This window comes from Acinetobacter sp. Swhac1 (genome assembly GCF_013390985.1).
GTDB lineage: Bacteria > Pseudomonadota > Gammaproteobacteria > Pseudomonadales > Moraxellaceae > Acinetobacter > Acinetobacter towneri.
Map to the genome: position 1 here is coordinate 1 of NZ_JACASN010000040.1, position 17001 is coordinate 17001.

General features: G+C 35.4%; 17 protein-coding genes and 3 pseudogenes. 11 read left to right on the forward strand and 9 right to left on the reverse strand.

Features of this window, described 5'->3' with window-relative positions; all coding sequences use genetic code 11:
* A partial coding sequence (locus HX743_RS14395) for an IS66 family transposase (protein WP_178319552.1) occupies positions 1–1126 on the forward strand: 1126 nt, incomplete at its 5' end.
* Positions 1127–1153: 27 nt separating this feature from the next.
* On the opposite strand, the gene HX743_RS14400 is transcribed toward HX743_RS14395, so the two are convergent.
* From HX743_RS14400 to HX743_RS14410, 3 genes are all read right to left on the reverse strand, one after another.
* The gene (locus HX743_RS14400; RefSeq protein WP_178319553.1) at positions 1154–1576 is read right to left on the reverse strand and encodes a surface-adhesin E family protein; all 423 of its coding nucleotides are present in this window, start codon (positions 1574–1576) and stop codon (positions 1154–1156) included.
* A 189-nt stretch (positions 1577–1765) separates the two neighbouring features.
* On the reverse strand, positions 1766–2581 hold the full coding sequence (locus HX743_RS14405; RefSeq protein WP_178319554.1) for a hypothetical protein: 816 nt from the start codon (positions 2579–2581) through the stop codon (positions 1766–1768).
* A 209-nt stretch (positions 2582–2790) separates the two neighbouring features.
* Positions 2791–3180 (reverse strand): hypothetical protein, encoded by a 390-nt coding sequence (locus tag HX743_RS14410; RefSeq protein WP_178319555.1) that lies wholly within the window; start codon positions 3178–3180, stop codon positions 2791–2793.
* A gap of 288 nt (positions 3181–3468) precedes the next feature.
* Here HX743_RS14410 and HX743_RS14415 point away from each other — a divergent pair, with 288 nt between their 5' ends.
* Both HX743_RS14415 and HX743_RS14420 read left to right on the forward strand, forming a co-directional pair.
* On the forward strand, positions 3469–3729 hold the full coding sequence (locus HX743_RS14415) for a type II toxin-antitoxin system RelB/DinJ family antitoxin (protein ID WP_004778838.1): 261 nt from the start codon (positions 3469–3471) through the stop codon (positions 3727–3729).
* Positions 3716–4005: pseudogene (locus HX743_RS14420) on the forward strand (type II toxin-antitoxin system YafQ family toxin). The gene HX743_RS14415 and the pseudogene HX743_RS14420 overlap by 14 nt, the downstream one beginning before the upstream one ends.
* 82 nt (positions 4006–4087) lie before the next feature.
* On the opposite strand, the gene HX743_RS14425 reads toward HX743_RS14420, so the two are convergent.
* Positions 4088–4645, reverse strand: coding sequence for a DNA-binding protein (locus tag HX743_RS14425; protein WP_019836970.1), 558 nt, complete (start codon positions 4643–4645; stop codon positions 4088–4090).
* 493 nt (positions 4646–5138) lie between these two features.
* Here HX743_RS14425 and HX743_RS14430 point away from each other — a divergent pair.
* From HX743_RS14430 to HX743_RS14450, 5 genes and pseudogenes are all read left to right on the forward strand, one after another.
* A pseudogene (locus tag HX743_RS14430) lies at positions 5139–5387 on the forward strand (replication initiation protein); the annotation flags it as partial.
* Positions 5380–5910, forward strand: a complete 531-nt coding sequence (locus tag HX743_RS14435) for a plasmid replication DNA-binding protein (protein ID WP_227591037.1) — start codon at positions 5380–5382, stop codon at positions 5908–5910. The pseudogene HX743_RS14430 and the gene HX743_RS14435, both read left to right, overlap by 8 nt.
* 43 nt (positions 5911–5953) lie before the next feature.
* On the forward strand, positions 5954–6097 hold the full coding sequence (locus HX743_RS14440; protein ID WP_004676226.1) for a hypothetical protein: 144 nt from the start codon (positions 5954–5956) through the stop codon (positions 6095–6097).
* A gap of 241 nt (positions 6098–6338) precedes the next feature.
* Positions 6339–6818: a toll/interleukin-1 receptor domain-containing protein gene (locus tag HX743_RS14445; RefSeq protein WP_178319556.1), complete on the forward strand. Its 480-nt coding sequence runs from the start codon at positions 6339–6341 to the stop codon at positions 6816–6818.
* A gap of 86 nt (positions 6819–6904) precedes the next feature.
* The gene (locus HX743_RS14450; RefSeq protein ID WP_178319557.1) at positions 6905–8953 is read left to right on the forward strand and encodes a toll/interleukin-1 receptor domain-containing protein; all 2049 of its coding nucleotides are present in this window, start codon (positions 6905–6907) and stop codon (positions 8951–8953) included.
* A 69-nt stretch (positions 8954–9022) separates the two neighbouring features.
* Here the strand turns inward: HX743_RS14450 and HX743_RS14455 are convergent, their stop codons facing one another.
* Complete coding sequence (locus HX743_RS14455) at positions 9023–9337, reverse strand: BrnA antitoxin family protein (RefSeq protein WP_178319558.1); 315 nt, start codon at positions 9335–9337, stop codon at positions 9023–9025.
* Positions 9324–9611: a BrnT family toxin gene (locus HX743_RS14460; RefSeq protein WP_068975324.1), complete on the reverse strand. Its 288-nt coding sequence runs from the start codon at positions 9609–9611 to the stop codon at positions 9324–9326. The genes HX743_RS14455 and HX743_RS14460 overlap by 14 nt, the downstream gene beginning before the upstream one ends.
* A 389-nt stretch (positions 9612–10000) precedes the next feature.
* Between HX743_RS14460 and HX743_RS16455 the strand changes: the two genes are divergently transcribed.
* Positions 10001–10198 (forward strand): hypothetical protein, encoded by a 198-nt coding sequence (locus HX743_RS16455; RefSeq protein WP_005265040.1) that lies wholly within the window; start codon positions 10001–10003, stop codon positions 10196–10198.
* Between the two features lie 66 nt (positions 10199–10264).
* Here the strand turns inward: HX743_RS16455 and HX743_RS14465 are convergent, their stop codons facing one another.
* Positions 10265–12142 carry a potassium transporter Kup gene (locus HX743_RS14465; protein WP_005265041.1) on the reverse strand — a complete coding sequence of 626 codons (1878 nt, stop codon included), beginning with the start codon at positions 12140–12142 and terminating at the stop codon, positions 10265–10267.
* A gap of 981 nt (positions 12143–13123) precedes the next feature.
* On the opposite strand from HX743_RS14465, the gene blaMCA reads away from it, so the two are divergent.
* Together blaMCA and HX743_RS14475 are read left to right on the forward strand one after the other, a co-directional pair.
* Positions 13124–14296 carry an MCA family class C beta-lactamase gene (blaMCA, locus tag HX743_RS14470; RefSeq protein ID WP_079863305.1) on the forward strand — a complete coding sequence of 391 codons (1173 nt, stop codon included), beginning with the start codon at positions 13124–13126 and terminating at the stop codon, positions 14294–14296.
* Positions 14297–14521: 225 nt separating this feature from the next.
* Positions 14522–14791: a hypothetical protein gene (locus HX743_RS14475; RefSeq protein WP_039048204.1), complete on the forward strand. Its 270-nt coding sequence runs from the start codon at positions 14522–14524 to the stop codon at positions 14789–14791.
* A gap of 207 nt (positions 14792–14998) precedes the next feature.
* Here the strand turns inward: HX743_RS14475 and HX743_RS14480 are convergent.
* Positions 14999–15832 (reverse strand): annotated as a pseudogene (locus tag HX743_RS14480) (PD-(D/E)XK nuclease family protein); the annotation flags it as partial.
* 43 nt (positions 15833–15875) lie between these two features.
* The coding region (locus HX743_RS14485) for an IS66-like element ISAba25 family transposase (RefSeq protein WP_178319559.1) at positions 15876–17001 on the reverse strand (1126 nt) is incomplete at its 5' end.

Consider the following 17001-nt stretch of genomic DNA (forward strand, 5'->3'; position numbering starts at 1 on the left):
TTTCAGACCGGCACAGTTCTATAAGGAACAGCATGTGCGTGGTAAATGGGTCTGTGATCAGTGTGACACTCTGACTCAGCAAGCGATGCCCGCCTATGTGATTGATAAAGGCATTGCTTCACCTGAATTGCTCAGCCATGTGCTGGTATCGAAGTATGCCGATCATTTGCCGCTGTACCGTCAACGTCTGATCTATCAGCGGGCGGGAATCGAACTTTCTAGATCAACTTTATCTGACTGGATAGGTCGCTGCGGTGTGGAACTGGAACCTCTGGCCAATGCCTTAAAACAGGTGGTGCTGCAACAGCGGGTGATCCATGCCGATGAAACGCCGGTCACCATCATGCGGATGGGTGAGAATGATAAAAAACCGAAGAAAGGTTATGTCTGGGCCTATGCCACTACACAGTACAATCCAGTTCAGGCGGTGATCTATGACTTTCAGGATAGTCGTTCAGGTCAGCATGCTGAAGCGTTCCTGAAAGACTGGCAGGGCCATCTGGTCTGTGATGATTACAGCGGTTATAAAGCACGCTTTAAATCAGGTCAGGTCATTGAGGTGGGCTGCATGGCGCATGCGCGTCGTAAATTCCATGAACTGCATGTGACCAAAAAAAGTCAGGTCGCTGAACAGGCATTAGTGCTGATTCAGAAACTGTATGCCATAGAAGCAGAACTCAGGAAAAAGACCGATGGTACAGCAGAACAGCGCCGCGAATACCGACAACAGCATAGTCAACCAGTGATGCAACAACTATATGAATGGCTCAACCAACATCAACTGACTGTGCCATCGAGTTCTCCCACCGCCAAGGCTATCAATTACACTCTGAAGCGTTGGCCAGCCTTAAGCTGTTATCTGGATGATGGCAATCTACCGATATGCAACAATTGGGTAGAGAATCAAATGCGACCTTGGGCCTTAGGGCGCAAGAACTGGCTGTTTGCTGGCTCGCTGCGCAGCGGCCAGCGAGCGGCGAATATCATGACTTTAATCCAGTCAGCAAAGCTGAATGGCTTGGATCCGTATGCCTATTTAAGTGATGTGCTGAAAAGGCTGCCGACGCATAAAGCGACCCAAATAGAAGAATTACTGCCACATCGCTGGAAATCCAACTCAAATTAAAAAATAGGCATGGGGTTCAGCGGACGCTTACTCATCAAATAATGATGCGCAGGCTACAGATGCAACTAACTCCCCTCTGGAATCAGGGATAAGAGGTTCATATTTTAGATATTTTTCAGTGTATGAGTTGTCTAAACTACCTTTTTTATAAGCAAATACTGAAACCATTGCATTAGTTTGTTCTTGGCAATTAATAGAGAATTGCACCAATTGATGATCACCAACACCATAACCATCTTTAGTTAAATCTGTATGGATAACTGATTTAATCCATACAGTGGCAATTTGATTATTTCTATCTTTTACAATCCATCGAGCAGGATCAGAATAGTAGGTTTTTTCACTATCCTTATCGAAATCAACCCAATCTGCAAATGTAGAGACTGTGATAGTTAAAAGTGATATTGCTAATAAGATTTTTTTTAAACATAGCTTACCCCCATAAGTCACTTAATTATAACAGTCAAAAACTTCGAATCACATGCAGAAAGTTGACAATCCTGGATCATTGTTCAGAGATTTATCAAGTTTATGAAACAGGCAAATAAATCAACGCTAACAGTTATCTCTAGTCGTGAGGACTACGAATAAAAAAGCCCTTACTCTATTCAAGTAAGGGCTTTTGTATAAAAACTTATTTTATTGTTCAATTTCTACGTAAATATCGCCACTTGCGAGTTCTGTAATACTAGCCCCTACAGTATTTCCATTAGACAACGTAGCGATTGCATCATGAGATTTTCCATTACTCTCTAAGATAGTCACACTTTCACAAGATACGTTTCTTTGATGGAATTGGTTATGTACGATATCAGTTACAACATCGCATGCACTACTTTCCAAGAGTGATTTAGATCCAATAAACGTAAAAAATACAATGATCCATAGAACGAAGAACGCAAGCCAAATTTGGAAATATTTCTGTTTTGTTTCTAAACGTTTTGCTCTTTTATATAAGTATACTGGTAGGAAAAGTGCCCACCACTTAGAAAAGGTTGCTTTACCAAAATTATTTAGAACATTCCAATCTTTCAATAAGAATACAATAATTGCAACGCTGAAGATAAGGTTAGAAATATTTGCAAATGTAATGGATGCAAAACTAGAAATGATGACATTTAAAGCCGTTAGACCTAAAGCTATATAGATGAACTTGTCATGAACTGCATTTTCATTAGTTTCTGATATTCCATTAAATAAATTGGATATTTTTTCTGCATTTATGCTAGAAATTATCGTGTCACCACTTTTTTTACTTTCAGTACTTGTTAAAAGAAATTGCATTAAACGCTGATCATACTCTTTTTTAAATTCAGTATTAAAAAAGATGGATTTCATTGTTCTGATTTGATCTTCGGGTATTGTGTTCCTTTCCGTTTCAATTTTTATGGCATCATTGATTTCATCATGAGCCGCATTCATATCTAATTTGAGTAGTTCATAGTAGTTAATCATTTGGTATACATTTAGTTATAAAGATTTATCTTAATGTAAACATAAGATTTTATTTTTTGCAAACCTAAACATAAGATTTTTAAGAACATAGCTGTAAACCTCAGTTCACATGTAGAAAGTAGCTAATTCACCTTTTTTAAAACATTACATGACGTAGTAGGTTCGATCCGAAGGACAACTAGCCCGATTTGAAAGGTAACGCTCTAAACCTAGTTAGCCCAAATAGATGTACTCATTATTTCAATTAATGATGATTTTAATTGAGAACAATTATCGTATCTTTGAGTAATCCACTTAAAAGATGAACTATATTCTGATTTATATGCATTCCCTGTTAATTCGGTGTGTGTTGCATTTTCATAATCATAAATTCCAGTTCTAAGTTGTACTTCTGCTATCAGCTTATGCTCTTGAGACTTACAAATTTTTTGAGCTACTTGATTTGTACTTTTACAATCGAATTTCACTCGGCTGTAGAACTCAGATGATTCTTTATGAATCTCTTTTAATTTATTCAATTCATTATTACTAAAACAAGGAGCAGCATTCGACATTGTACATACAAGTGTTGTAGCTATCAGAAGAATAGTTTTTTTCATTTTTTATCCTTAGTAAAGTTTAGATAGATATCATCGCAGAAAATGACAAGCTTTACAAAAGTTTACATAGTGGAGGGCGTTCAAAAAGAAAATTACCTAAAATTATTGGCAGAAAGTATCAAAAAACTGTGTCAAGTGGCTTAAAAATCGTGGAACATATAAAAAGCCTAGTGCCAATATGAAACTAAGCTTCATAGGTTATTGATAAATAATAAATACTTGGTTTGTTGTTCTTTTCTTCATCTAAAAATATAGTGTGATTAACAATGTTAATCATAGGAGCTTAACATGGCTTCAAATGCACTAGTCACTACTCGCATTAACGAAAACATTAAGCATGAAGCAACAGAAGTTCTTGCAACAATGGGCTTAACTGTCTCAGATGCAGTTCGCTTGCTGTTAACCAAGGTAGCGAAAGAAAAGGCTCTGCCTTTTGAAATTTGGCAGCCCAATCCTGAAACCATTGCTGCAATGGAAGAAGATCTAAGCAAAGCAAAGAGCTTCACTTCTGTTAAAGATTTGATGGCTGATCTAAATGCGGACGATTAAGTACACATCAGCATTCAAGAAAGACTATAAACGTGAGAAAAAAGGCAGCATCGAAATACATTAGATGCTGAACTACAAACTGTTTTAGAATTATTGCAAGCTGATGAAGCCTTGCCTGAAAAGTATCGTGACCATGCTTTGGTCAGTAATTGGGTAGGTCATCGTGATTGCCATATCAAACCTGATCTCGTTTTAATCTATAAGAAAACAGAAGAAGGTGAACTACTAATTTTGAAATTAGTTCGCTTAGGCAGTCATAGCGAATTAGCAATTTGAATGATGTAACCCCCAAAGAGCGTTGACATACTCCGTACTAAACCGGTGATTTAATGGGGAGCATGTCAGCCTTCATCGTCAGTTACTTGTCTTTTTGCATTGTAATCTGTTTTTCTAATTCAGCTATCCGTGCATTTGCATTAGTGAGTTGTGATTCCACATATTTGATCGAGCCTGATTTTTCGAGTAGCTGTTCATATTTGGCTTGCAAGGCGTTGTAGTCTTCTTTTGCCTTATCTGTACTAGCAAGAGCGACTTTCAGCTTGTCGGTGGTGTCATCAGTTTGTTTGACCTGTTCATCAAGTTTGATTTGCACCTGTTCCAGTTTTTCTGTGGTATCTGCAAGCTGCTTTTCCAGTTGTTGCACTGTTTCCGCATATCCGCCTTGTACTGCATCAATCCGTTCTTGCAATAGGGTTGCAATGACTTGTGACACGGTAACAAGTTCCGCATCTTTCAGAGTTTTTGCCGTAGTAACGGCTGCCGCCAGTTGCTCTTCAAGGATCTCTTTGCGGTATTTGTTGATAGTGGTCTTTGATCCGCTACCAAGAACCGCAAGGATATTATCGTTAGTTGGGTTTGAGCCTTGTGCTGCAAGGGATTCGATGGCTTTTGCCACATCTGATTTAGTGATTGCCATGGGTTTATTTCCTATTGTGTACTGTACTGTATCGTATTTTAGTACATTACAGTACAGTACACAATCGATATTTTTTATGAATTATGACTAGCTAAAACTCTCTGCAGCTGTTCGCTAATGTTTTCCAATTTAGCAAAAGCCGATAGAAGATGATTTCTATTAGATTAATTAAAAAATAACAAGTATTTATTAGCGAGTGTCTACGAGCGCCACAACAAAAATTCGCGCCTAGACTCTCTGAAAAACAGCTTTTTAGGCTGAGAAGCCTAAATAAGCGTAAATCACATATAGATATTTGCATCTAGACCGAGCGGAGCGAGCAAAAAAAGCTTCTGAGCGAAGCGAAGTCATAGTTGCTTTTGCTTTTTACATAATTTTAGAAGGTATTTGCAAAAAATTGCCCCTACGAATCGAGCGAAAGCGAGATTCAATAGAGTTTGAGCGAGTGAAACAAAGCGAAAACCAACAAAAGAAAACGAATCAACCAATAGCAGATAAGCGAGATCCAAACACGCTAGATCTTTTTTCAAAAATGACAGATGCTCAACGTCATATGTTTGCTAATAAGCTTTCAGAATTACCTGAAATGGGGAAATATTCTCAAGGTACAGAAAGCTACCAACAGTTTGCTATACGTATTGCTGAGATGCTACAAGATCCTGAGCGCATCATAGAGCTATACCCACACCTCAAGAAAGTGGGATACATGCCATCAAATAAAAGGGACACGGTAAATGGCTAAGTTATCGCTAAGTGAAGTATCCAACCGCTTTAACGTCAGCCGCTCTACACTATACAGAGCTATCAAAGAAGGACGTATATCTCGAAGTGCTGATGGTCTTTTTGACATTGCAGAAGTCATTCGCTGCTTTGGAGAGCCAATTAAAAAGCACGAGCCAAACCAAGTAATAACCTCACTCAAAGATGATGCGGATTTGCGTCAGTTGGTTGACTTCATGAGAAAAGAGATTGAATCATACAAGGATAGAGAAAAACGTTATTTAGACCAAATAGACCGCTTCCAATTGTTGCTAGGACATAAAGAGTCAGAAGAAAAAATGTCTCATGACACACTAAAGAGACATTTCAATGAAACACCTTGTGACAACAATGATGACTCAAGTGAAAGTATTGAAAATAAAAGCATAGAGCCAAATTCATTATCTCATGAAACAGTAACGATACATACCAGTGAAGCACCAAAAAACGTATCACAGACACATCATGAGACAAGAAAAAGCGTAGCTTATTTGGCCGAGTACTGAGTGCGGTATTCGATGAGGACTAAGCCCCCAAGGAGCATTACGTATGAAAAAACTGAAAGAGATCCTACAAGGCATTGCATTTCTATTTATCGGGATTCCGATCATGATTATGGCCAGCATTATGGATCAACGAGCCTTTAAAAAGGAGCAGGATCAGCGCCAGAAAGCCCAAGATCAAAGCAAGTGATTGTTCATCAAAACTTATTAAAACCGTGGAACATGAAAAGTCATAAAAAAAGCCCATTCGAGGGTGAATGGGCTATAAAACTTGAATCAACAAATTGAATTATAACACAATTTCAAAAGCATTTCGTATAAGAGATTTTATGTTAAATAAAAAAGGCATCTTAAGGTGGGATACATTAAGTTTTAAATCCCAAAAAAATACTTTATAATTTAGCTATATAAATTTAAACATACGTACTAACATGTCTGAAAAAACTAAAATCTTTATTAGCTATAGTCACAAAAATGAAAAACACTTTATGGCATTAATGTCACATCTAAATGCTATAGCTAAGTACAACAATTTAGATATTTTCACAGATCAACAGATTGATATTGGAGAAACTTTAGATGAGGCTATTCAAGAGAAGCTTCAAGAAGCACATATGGTTGTTTGTATTGTAAGTACAGAATATTTAAATTCGGATTACTGTATACGTAAAGAGTTAGAAATAGCTTTAGAGAAACAACTTATTGATAATACAAAAATTTTCCCAATTATTGCTGAAGAAAGTATGTGGAAAAGAACTTATTTTGGGCAATTAAAATGTGCGCCAAAAGATGGTGGCCCTGTAAGTAAGTATGAGAATATAGACTCAGCCTATTTAACAATAGTTGATCAACTTATGAATCAAATTGAAAAAAATAGAGAATCTGAAATTGAAAAAAAAAAGACAATCTGACTCCAGCGCTGTTCTTACAGTCGGAAAAGTTTAATAAATATATAAATGACTTAGGTATAAATATAAAGCATCCTCAAAAAGACTTATTGCTTTTAAATGATGTTTTTATTTATCCAGATATGGAGCATATAAATAGTAATTCAACTATTAAATATAAGCAGATCCAATCTAATAAGATTATAGATAAATTTGATTATGCCTATATTATTGGATCTGATAAGTCAGGAAAAACGGCTTTACTAAAAAAATATTGTAATGACTTAATTGATTTGGGATATCAAGTAGTTGCTTTAAAAGCTGAAGAAATAAAACATTTTAGTGCTGAACAATTAGTTAAGATATGCTCAAGTAAGTTTGGGATTAAATATGATAGTAATCAATCAAATTTTGTTTTATTAATAGATGATTTTCAAAGTCTAAAAATAAGTGAAAGATATGAGAATAATTTTTTAGATTCAATAAGTAATTTTTTTAAAAAAATATACTTTTTTGTTGATAAACAACATTTTTTTGGGGATAGATCAAAACATTTAAATATAAAATTTGAAATATTCGAAATTAAAAATTTAGGTCATCTTAAGAGAAATGAACTATATAGTAAATGGTATAGTATTGGTGTTGAATCATTATATATCCAAAATGATTCTGATTTCCTAAAGAAAATTGATAATTTAACTAATCACTTTGACTTATTGTTAAGAAAAAATGTTATGGATGCAAAACCCATGTACATATTAACAATTATTCAGACTTTAGATAATATTAATTTATCTAGAGACTTTTCTTTAACATCTTATGGTCATTGTTATAATTCTTTAATATTAAGTTTGTTACAAAAAATACGCGTAAATCACAATGATTTTGATGGTATTTTGAACTTCCTTTCATTTTTAGCTTATGAAATGTTTACTAAAAAAATTAAAAGCATATCCGAAGAAGATTTTGATATTCTATTAAATGAATATTATAAAGAATACGTTATTTCATTAGATATAAAAAATATTTTAATGGATGCAAATATCATTTACCTAGATGATAATTTGGATTTAATTTTTTCACAGAAGTATATATATTATTTTTCTTGTTCAAAATATATTGCAGCAAATCAAAGTAATTTATCTAGTGTGGTAAAAAATTTATGTGAAACTATTCATACTGAAGAAAGTGCTAATATATTGATATTCTTAGTTCATCATTCCAACTCTACAGACTTTTTAGATTATATCTTAGAATATAGTTCTAGTCTTCTTGAAGATTTTCAACCTCATTATCTAACAATTAATCAAAATACAATTTTGAACGAAAAATTTAGAAAAATTTTATCGAAGGAAATTGCACAAATTTCTTTGTTAAATAAAAATATTTATGAAGAAAGAAGCAAAAGCTTGGCTCTTCGAGATCAAACAGAAGAACCTGATACTATTTTAGATTCAGCTATCAATTCATTTGAAGATTCTAAAGATGAACTGAAAGAAGAGTTAGAACAAAGTGCAGAATTAAAACAGATAAATGATTCTAGCACTATCTTCAGATGTTTAGAGGTTTTAGGACAAATTGCAAAGAATAAACATGGCTCATTTAATAGAACTAGACTTGAGAATCTTCTAGATTCAAGTTATGGGCTTGGACTTAAATCTTTATCATTTTTTCTTGATATCTTAATGAAGTCGGATAATGAACTTAAAGAATTCATGATTTCAATCATTCAAGAAAAAAATAAAACTTCTGAAGAAGAAGCTCTTTCGATAGCAGAAAAAATGATTTTTGAAATGTGTAGATCTGTATGTAGATATTTAATTAATTTTATTGCGAAAGCTACAGCGTCTCCTCAATTAGATCAGATTATAAATGACCTATTATTAAAAAATAGTAATCCTGCATACCAATTAATATTTATTCAAACACAATTACAATTAGGACGCATTCCTAAGAGAGAGATAAAGGTTCTTTATGAAAATGAAAATGAAAAAAATATGATAGTTACAACACTACTTCAAAATATGGTTTTAAATTATATATACATGAATAAAATAGATTTTTCTGAAAAAAAATGGATAAGTGCTAATCTAAAAATTCCAATGAATAGTCAATACAATAAGGTGCCCGAAAATTCTTTGATTAAGACAGTTCTATAGTTTCCCATCACTATAGTTAGTATAAATTTTCTTATGAGAATTCAAAAATGGGAGCCTAAGCTCCCATTTTTATTGATGATTTTTTAATTCTTTTAGCATAGCATCCCGTAAGATTTCATTCATACGTGTTTGATAACCTTTTCCTTGTGCTTTGAACCATGCAAGCACATCAGCATCTAACCGAATTGAAGTTTGTTGCTTTACTGGACGATAGAATTGATTGTGGCGTACAGCATTACTCCAGTCGGTAATTTCAGGCATATCTGAGAGATCTAGCTGATTGTCAGGAACCGTTCCCTTAGCAAGCAAGCGTTGAATTTCAGCATCTTGCTTGTCACTGAATTTTTCATTCAGTTCTTTGCGTGAGTATCTAACCATGCTCATATCTATCTCGCTCCGCCTTAGTGACTTGTCTTGCACTAATGATTCGTATGATTTCACAGTCATCTTCATCAAAGATGGTGTGAGCTACTAAGAGCATTAGTACGCCTTTTACTTTTCCAATGGTTTGCCAACGTTCTTCACCATCGGTATGTCTGTCCTGGATTGAGATCCTTAATGGATCATCAAAAACAAGGCTTGCAGTTTCGAAAGAGACATCGTGCTTTTTTTGATTCTTTCGATTCTTAGCCTCATCCCATTCGAAATACTGTTTCATAAAAAACATTCAAATTTGTATATACAATAATGTATCACAAAATTGTATCACTCAAGTTGAAAAGCGTAATTTTTAGTCAAAATTATTGGCCGAAAGTGACAAATCTGTTCAATAAAAAGCCGACTTGTTTCAAAATCGGCTTTTTGGGCATTTGGGGATTTTTAAGGTTTTATTAAGTATTTGATATTTATATTAATATACAAGTGTATTACGTATAACCACCATTATGTTAAATGGATAGTACTTTAGTGGATTATTCATGCTTCCCATTTAGAAAAACTTGCGGAGCCTTTTCTAATCTGTAATCCTTGCCACTAAGGGTGTCTAGCTAAGCTAAGGCAGGTGTTTATTGTAGTCGGGCCGCTACAATGCTGATAAAGAGCACCTGTATGTTTAATTTCAAGATTTTTAATAGAATCTCTACGGAAGTATTGACGATAAAAAATGACCTCCAGCTTAATTCTGAGATTCAACTCATAACAAAATATAAGACCTCTACTTCTGAAGATTATAAAAAAGCAATTATTTTGATCTTTAAAGAACGTGGTTATTCAGCTTTAGAGATTGGTCAACTATTGGAAAATTAAAGTAAAAGATTTATTCTGATCAGATAGGCACCCTTATTTAAAGGTGCCTATTCATTTTAGAAATTCTTAAATTTCAATCTGACTACCTAGCTCTACCACCCGGTTAGAAGGGATTTTATAAAAATCACTGACAGGGCTGGTATTTTTTTGCATTGCGACAAATAACTTTTCACGCCATGTAGACATCTTGTTGGACATACTTGGAATTAATCTTTCTCTAGAAACAAAGAAGCTGATATTCATTAAGTCATACTCAAGATCCAGTACTGAAAAAGCTTGTTTCAATGAATGAGGCACATTAGGCTCTTCTTTAAAGCCATAATGGATCGTTATTCTGAAAAAACCATTCTCTAGTACTTCAGTAACGATTCGCTTAGCTTCATCAACATACGGGATTTCAGAAGTCTTGATTGTCACCAAAAAATTACGTTCATGCAGAACTTTATTATGCTTTAGATTATGTAAAAGCGCATGGGGTACGACTTGAGGCGTTCCAGTTAAAAATACGGCATTTCCACTCACTTTCTGACCTGTCTGTTCAAGGTGCTCAAGAAACACATTCAGTGGAAGCGTGTCCTTCTGCAGTTTGTCCTGAAGAATCTCTCTGCCTTTTTTCCAGGTCATCATAAGGGTAAAAACGATAACTGCAATAACGACTGGCACCCAGCCACCAATCAGGACTTTTAATAAGTTTGAACTTAGTAAAATTAGATCAATAAAGGCGAACGGAATAATGAACAGCAAGACTTTCCAGGTTCTCCATTTCCAGTAACTATAAGCCAGAAAAGCCACTAGCAGGGTGTCACAGAACATGGTCACAGTGACGGCCAGACCGTAGGCACCTGCCAATTTACTGCTACTTTCAAATATTAAGATCAAAATAGTGATGGAGATAAACAGGAGCCAGTTCAGTAAAGGAATATAAATTTGTCCAATTTCCGAAGCAGAGGTATGTAAAACTGTAAGCCTAGGTAGATATCCCAACTGGATTGCCTGTTTAGCCATAGAGAATACCCCACTGATTAAAGCCTGTGAGGCAATCACTGCTGCTGCAGTAGCTAGAATAATCATTGGATAGAGAAAGGCTGAAGGCAGAAGTAGGTAAAAAGGATTAGTAATAGCCGAAGGATCTCTTAACAGTAATGCTCCTTGCCCAGCATAATTCAGCATCAGACATGGCAGTACAATTAAAAACCAGCCTAACTTGATCGGTAAAATACCAAAATGTCCCATATCCGCATATAAGGCTTCACCACCTGTTACGGTTAAAACCACAGCCCCCATCACAAAAAATGAAATAAAAGGATTGTTAATAACGAATAAAAAAGCCCAGTGCGGGCTGAATAGTGCAAGAACAAATGGACTTTGAATAATACTTATAATGCCAATGGCACCAATAGATAGAAACCATAACAGGGTAATAGGACCAAAAAATTTCCCCATCATTGCAGTACCATGTTTTTGAACGGCAAAGAGGGCTATCAGAATTCCAATACTGATGGGAATAATGAAGCGATCAAATGACGGGGCAGCAACAGAAAGGCCCTCAACTGCAGATAGAACAGAAATGGCAGGAGTGATAATACCGTCACCGAAGAAGAGTGATGCTCCAATGAAACCTAAGATAATGATTGCAAGTCTTTTTCCACGGGATAATCCTTTTTGCCTAAGGTTTAAGGCGAGTAATGCCATGATACCCCCTTCACCATTGTTATCAGCTCTCATGATCACCAAAACATATTTAAGCGAAACAATTAAGGTAATGGTCCAAAAGATTAAAGAGAGAATTCCTAGGATATTAAGTTCATTAATAGGTAGCCCGCGTGTCGCATGAAAGCTTTCTTTTAATGCATATAATGGACTCGTTCCTATATCGCCGAATACTACTCCTAGGGCAGCCAGTGTTAATGCTGGTACTGCCGGCTTACTCACATTATTTTGCATATATTTGATTTACAAAATTGGGGAGCCTCGAATTTTATCATCTGGCTTCTCATGAAATTGCCTTGTACATAAAAACCCATACTTTCTTAGAGTGTTATAGTTTTTCTAGCTAAGCCTGCACTATATAGGTGCTATTTCACTTATAAGTAATCCAAAAATATATGATTCTTTAATAGATAATTTTAAGTTTTTTCTAAAATTAACATAATACACCTTATACGCAGTTCATCTGTAAGTCCAAAATAGAAATGTCCGGAGGATGGCATATAACTGTAAAAAACTATCTTTAGGTAGGTATCAACTGACATTTTGCCCATTTTAGGTAGGTATCAACTGACATTTTGCCCTTTTAGGTAGGTATCAACTGACATTTTGCCCATTTTAGGTAGGTATCAACTGACATTTCGACCCTTTTAGGTAGGTATCAACTGACATTTTGCCCTTTTAGGTAGGTATCAACTGACATTTTGCCCATTTTAGGTAGGTATCAACTGACATTTTGCCCATTTTAGGTAGGTATCAACTGACATTTTGCCCTTTTAGGTAGGTATCAACTGACATTTTGCCCATTTTAGGTAGGTATCAACTGACATTTCGACCCTTTTAGGTAGGTATCAACTGACATTTTGCCCTTTTAGGTAGGTATCAACTGACATTTTGCCCATTTTAGGTAGGTATCAACTGACATTTTGCCCATTTTAGGTAGGTATCAACTGACATTTTGCCCTTTTAGGTAGGTATCAACTGACATTTTGCCCATTTTAGGTAGGTATCAACTGACATTTCGACCCTTTTAGGTAGGTATCAACTGACATTTCTACTTTGGGCTTACAATTGGGAATTCGTATAACGGCCATTATGTTAAATAGCTGTTGGGCTAGATGATTTTTATATAAGAAGTTATTTAACAAAAATTAATACATATGTAATATTTAGTATATGAGATTATATGTGCCATCTTTTTTAAAGGAATTTAACCTAATGTTTTTTAATCAAAAATATTTTTTTCAAGCAAGCTTCATTACGATGGTTATCGGTTTTGGTATGAATTTAAATGCAAGTGAAGTCAGTCAAAATGAGAAAAATATTGAAAAAGTTGTTACCCAATCATTTAAGCCACTTATAGATGAGTATGGTGTAGCTGGTATGGCTATAGGCGTAATTTACAACGGTAAAAGTTATGAAAAATATTATGGTGTCCGATCTAAAGATACAAATGAAAGCGTAAATAGTCAGACACTTTTTGAGTTAGGTTCTTTAAGTAAAACTTTTACTGCTATTTCAGGAACATATGCCAATAATCAAGGTAAAATATCGTTCAACGATCATCCTAGTAAATACGTCCCTGCTTTAAAAAATTCAGAAATTGATAAGGTAAATTTATTAGAGTTATTAACTTATACAAGTGGCAATTTGCCATTACAATTTCCAGATAATATCAAAACTGATAAGCAAATATTAGAGTATTTCAAAAATTGGAAAGTAAAGAATCCTCCTGGTACTTATCGTGAATACTCAAATCCAAGTATAGGACTTTTTGGGTATCTAACTGCAAAATCGATGAATGTTCCTTTCTCTTCATTATTAGAGAAGACTGTTTTTCCTCAACTTAATTTGAAACATACATACGTCAATGTTCCAGAAGCACAAAAAACGAACTATGCTTTTGGTTATGATGAAAATAATAAGCCAATTCGAGTTAATCCTGGTCCATTGTCGGATGAAGCATATGGCGTTAAATCAACACTCCCAGATATGCTTAAGTTTGTAAATTCGAATCTTAATGTAGATACAAATAGCCCTGCTATGAAAAAAGCTATACTGGATACACACAAAGGATATTTTAAAGTTTCTGATAGCGGTATGACACAAGCACTTGGATGGGAAATGTTTTCTTATCCCACTACTTCTGAAATTCTACAGGCTAGTAATTCAAAACAAATCTTATTGGGCTCAAATCCTGTTGTAAAAGAATTATCGCAACCAAAATCTAAAGTTTTTCATAAAACAGGTTCGACTAATGGCTTTGGGGCGTATGTTTTATTTATTCCAGAAGAAGGATTTGGATTGGTTATGTTAATGAATAAAAAGATACCAAATGTAGATCGTATTAAGGCTTCATATAATGTTTTTGAGACATTGAAAGATAATTAACTTTCTCTAAAATTAACATAATACACGTTATACGAAGTTGAATGAAAAATTGAGACTATAGCCTTAATTTTTATGTATTTTTTTAATTTAACACCTAGGCCAGTGCCTAGGTTTTTTCATCTCGTATAACAGCCATTATGTTAAGTGATTAAAAAAGCCTTGAAATAGTTGTAAATTAGTTGTAAAATAGTTGTATATTAATTTCACACCTATGGAGGTTTTTATATGTCAAGAATGTCAAAAACAAGCGCCAGCTATATTCGTATTGCGGATAAGATTATTTTTACCTATGCGGAACTAGTACCTGGCAATCATCATGAGTTCAACAAAAAAAATAAAGGCGTACCAGTTGCCGCTGTGCATTATGAAAAATTAGACGAGTATATAATTTTACGTGATGGTCAGGAACAACCGCTGTGCATTGATGACCCGAAAAAATTTATCAGATCAATTCGCCGATTAAATAAAGATTGTGAAATCATAAATAAGCTATGACCATATTTAATGGAATACCTAGAATGACACTTTTAACGATAGTTTAAGCGTTTACACAGTTTTATTTACAGTCTCTTAAGTTTTCCTAAAATTAACATAATACAGCTTATACGCAATTTGATTGTAAGCCCAAAATAGAAATGTCTGCTTTCGAAATATCTTATCTCAATACTTTCTTGGCGGACTTTTTTCAAGGTCCAATATAATTCAAATGTTACTTTTACGGATTATTTCATTTAGTTTAATAAAGTAATCATTGTAAATACTTTGAGCTAGAGTACCATTTTTTATATTAACCCAAATATCCCCATTATTATTCCAGTTAGCTAATTCCGGGATATCGATATAGACAGGCCAATTAGGCGATTGACCTAATTTGGTAGATGGAAATTGTTCTTGGACTAGAGCCAATAAATTTTCTCGTTCTTCTATGGTCACAGTTACATTTTTAAAATCTGATAAAATTATACCTAAAAAGAATGTTCCAAATTTTGAGCGATCGAATTCAATTCTAAATCTGATTTTTTCAGATTCCTCTTTTTTGAAGATACTAATTCCTGAATAGGGTTTAGATGTGAGCTCTCCCTCAAGAATATAGTCTGTGCATAATTGACTTAAGTCTTCTCTTAATTTTAAGAGTAAGTTTTCTTGTACTTGTACTTTCAATGTTTCAACTTCAATGAGTGCTTTAATATAGTCATCATGATTTAAGATATTTTTTAGCATAGCTGTTTGTTCTTCTCTACTAAGTAAGGTAATAAAAACTTGCGAAATATATAGCTTCAACTCTTCTAGAAAGACTTTAACACGGTCATTTTTCGTATAAAGAATACCCTCAGTTAACCATTCAATTAAATCTGCATAACCTAAGATCAAGAGTTTACGTTGAGATTGTAGCAATTTAGATTCTTCTTCGGAGATGCTGTATTTGCTAGGTTCTTTCCCATCACCGGACAAATATATAAGTTGCCATCGGTTGGAATATCGTTGTTCTAATTCATCAGCATAATCTTTGAGTTGATTCTTTTGATCGACAGCAAAAGGTTTATTTTCGTAAGCGTCCGCTGAATCCCATACCTATTTTTTAATTCGATTTAGGTTTCCAGCGGTGTGGTAGCAATTCTTCAATTTGGGTCACTTTGTGTGTCGGTAACCTTTTCAGCACATCACTTAAATAGGCATACGGATCCAAGCCATTCAGCTTTGCTGACTGGATTAAAGTCATGATATTCGCCGCTCGCTGGCCGCTGCGCAGCGAGCCAGCAAACAGCCAGTTCTTGCGCCCTAAGGCCCAAGGTCGCATTTGATTCTCTACCCAATTATTGCAAATCGGTAGATTGCCATCATCCAAATAGCGGCTTAAAGCTGGCCAACGCTTCAGAGTGTAATTGATGGCCTTGGCGGTGGGAGAACTCGATGGCACCGTCAGATGATGTTGGTTGAGCCATTCATATAGTTGTTGCATCACTGGTTGACTATGCTGTTGTCGGTATTCGCGGCGGTCTTCCGCTGTACCATCGGTCTTTTTCCTGAGTTCTGCTTCTATCGCATACAGTTTCTGAATCAGCACCAATGCCTGTTCAGCGACCTGACTTTTCCCAGTTACATGCAGTTCATGGAATTTACGACGTGCATGGGCCATGCAGCCCACCTCAATGACCTGACCTGATTTGAAGCGTGCTTTATAACCACTGTAATCATCACAGACTAGATAACCCTGCCAGCCTTTCAAGAACTCTGCAGCATGCTGGCCTGAACGACTATCCTGAAAGTCATAGATCACCGCCTGAACTGGATTGTACTGTGTAGTGGCATAGGCCCAGACATAACCTTTCTTCGGTTTTTTATCATTCTCACCCATCCGCATGATGGTGACTGGTGTTTCATCTGCATGCAGCACCTGCTGTTGCAGCACCACCTGTTTTAAGGCATTGGCCAGAGGTTCCAGTTCCACACCGCAGCGACCAATCCAGTCAGATAAAGTGGATCTGGACAGATCAATGCCAGCCCGCTGATAGATCAGACGTTGACGGTACAGCGGCAAATGATCGGCATACTTCGATACCAGCACATGGCTGAGCAATTCAGGTGAAGCAATGCCTTTATCAATCACATAGGCGGGCATCGCTTGCTGAGTCAGAGTGTCACACTGATCACAGACCCATTTACCACGCACATGCTGTTCCTTATAGAACTGTGCCGGTCTGAAA

Coding starts and splice junctions, on each gene's coding strand:
- HX743_RS14405 (WP_178319554.1), bottom strand. CDS start 2,581: ATGATTAACTACTATGAACTACTCAAATTAGATATGAATGCGGCTCAT.
- HX743_RS14410 (WP_178319555.1), bottom strand. CDS start 3,180: ATGAAAAAAACTATTCTTCTGATAGCTACAACACTTGTATGTACAATG.
- HX743_RS14415 (WP_004778838.1), top strand. CDS start 3,469: ATGGCTTCAAATGCACTAGTCACTACTCGCATTAACGAAAACATTAAG.
- HX743_RS14425 (WP_019836970.1), bottom strand. CDS start 4,645: ATGGCAATCACTAAATCAGATGTGGCAAAAGCCATCGAATCCCTTGCA.
- HX743_RS14435 (WP_227591037.1), top strand. CDS start 5,380: ATGGCTAAGTTATCGCTAAGTGAAGTATCCAACCGCTTTAACGTCAGC.
- HX743_RS14440 (WP_004676226.1), top strand. CDS start 5,954: ATGAAAAAACTGAAAGAGATCCTACAAGGCATTGCATTTCTATTTATC.
- HX743_RS14445 (WP_178319556.1), top strand. CDS start 6,339: ATGTCTGAAAAAACTAAAATCTTTATTAGCTATAGTCACAAAAATGAA.
- HX743_RS14455 (WP_178319558.1), bottom strand. CDS start 9,337: ATGAGCATGGTTAGATACTCACGCAAAGAACTGAATGAAAAATTCAGT.
- HX743_RS14460 (WP_068975324.1), bottom strand. CDS start 9,611: ATGAAACAGTATTTCGAATGGGATGAGGCTAAGAATCGAAAGAATCAA.
- HX743_RS16455 (WP_005265040.1), top strand. CDS start 10,001: ATGTTTAATTTCAAGATTTTTAATAGAATCTCTACGGAAGTATTGACG.
- HX743_RS14465 (WP_005265041.1), bottom strand. CDS start 12,142: ATGCAAAATAATGTGAGTAAGCCGGCAGTACCAGCATTAACACTGGCT.
- blaMCA (WP_079863305.1), top strand. CDS start 13,124: ATGTTTTTTAATCAAAAATATTTTTTTCAAGCAAGCTTCATTACGATG.
- HX743_RS14475 (WP_039048204.1), top strand. CDS start 14,522: ATGTCAAGAATGTCAAAAACAAGCGCCAGCTATATTCGTATTGCGGAT.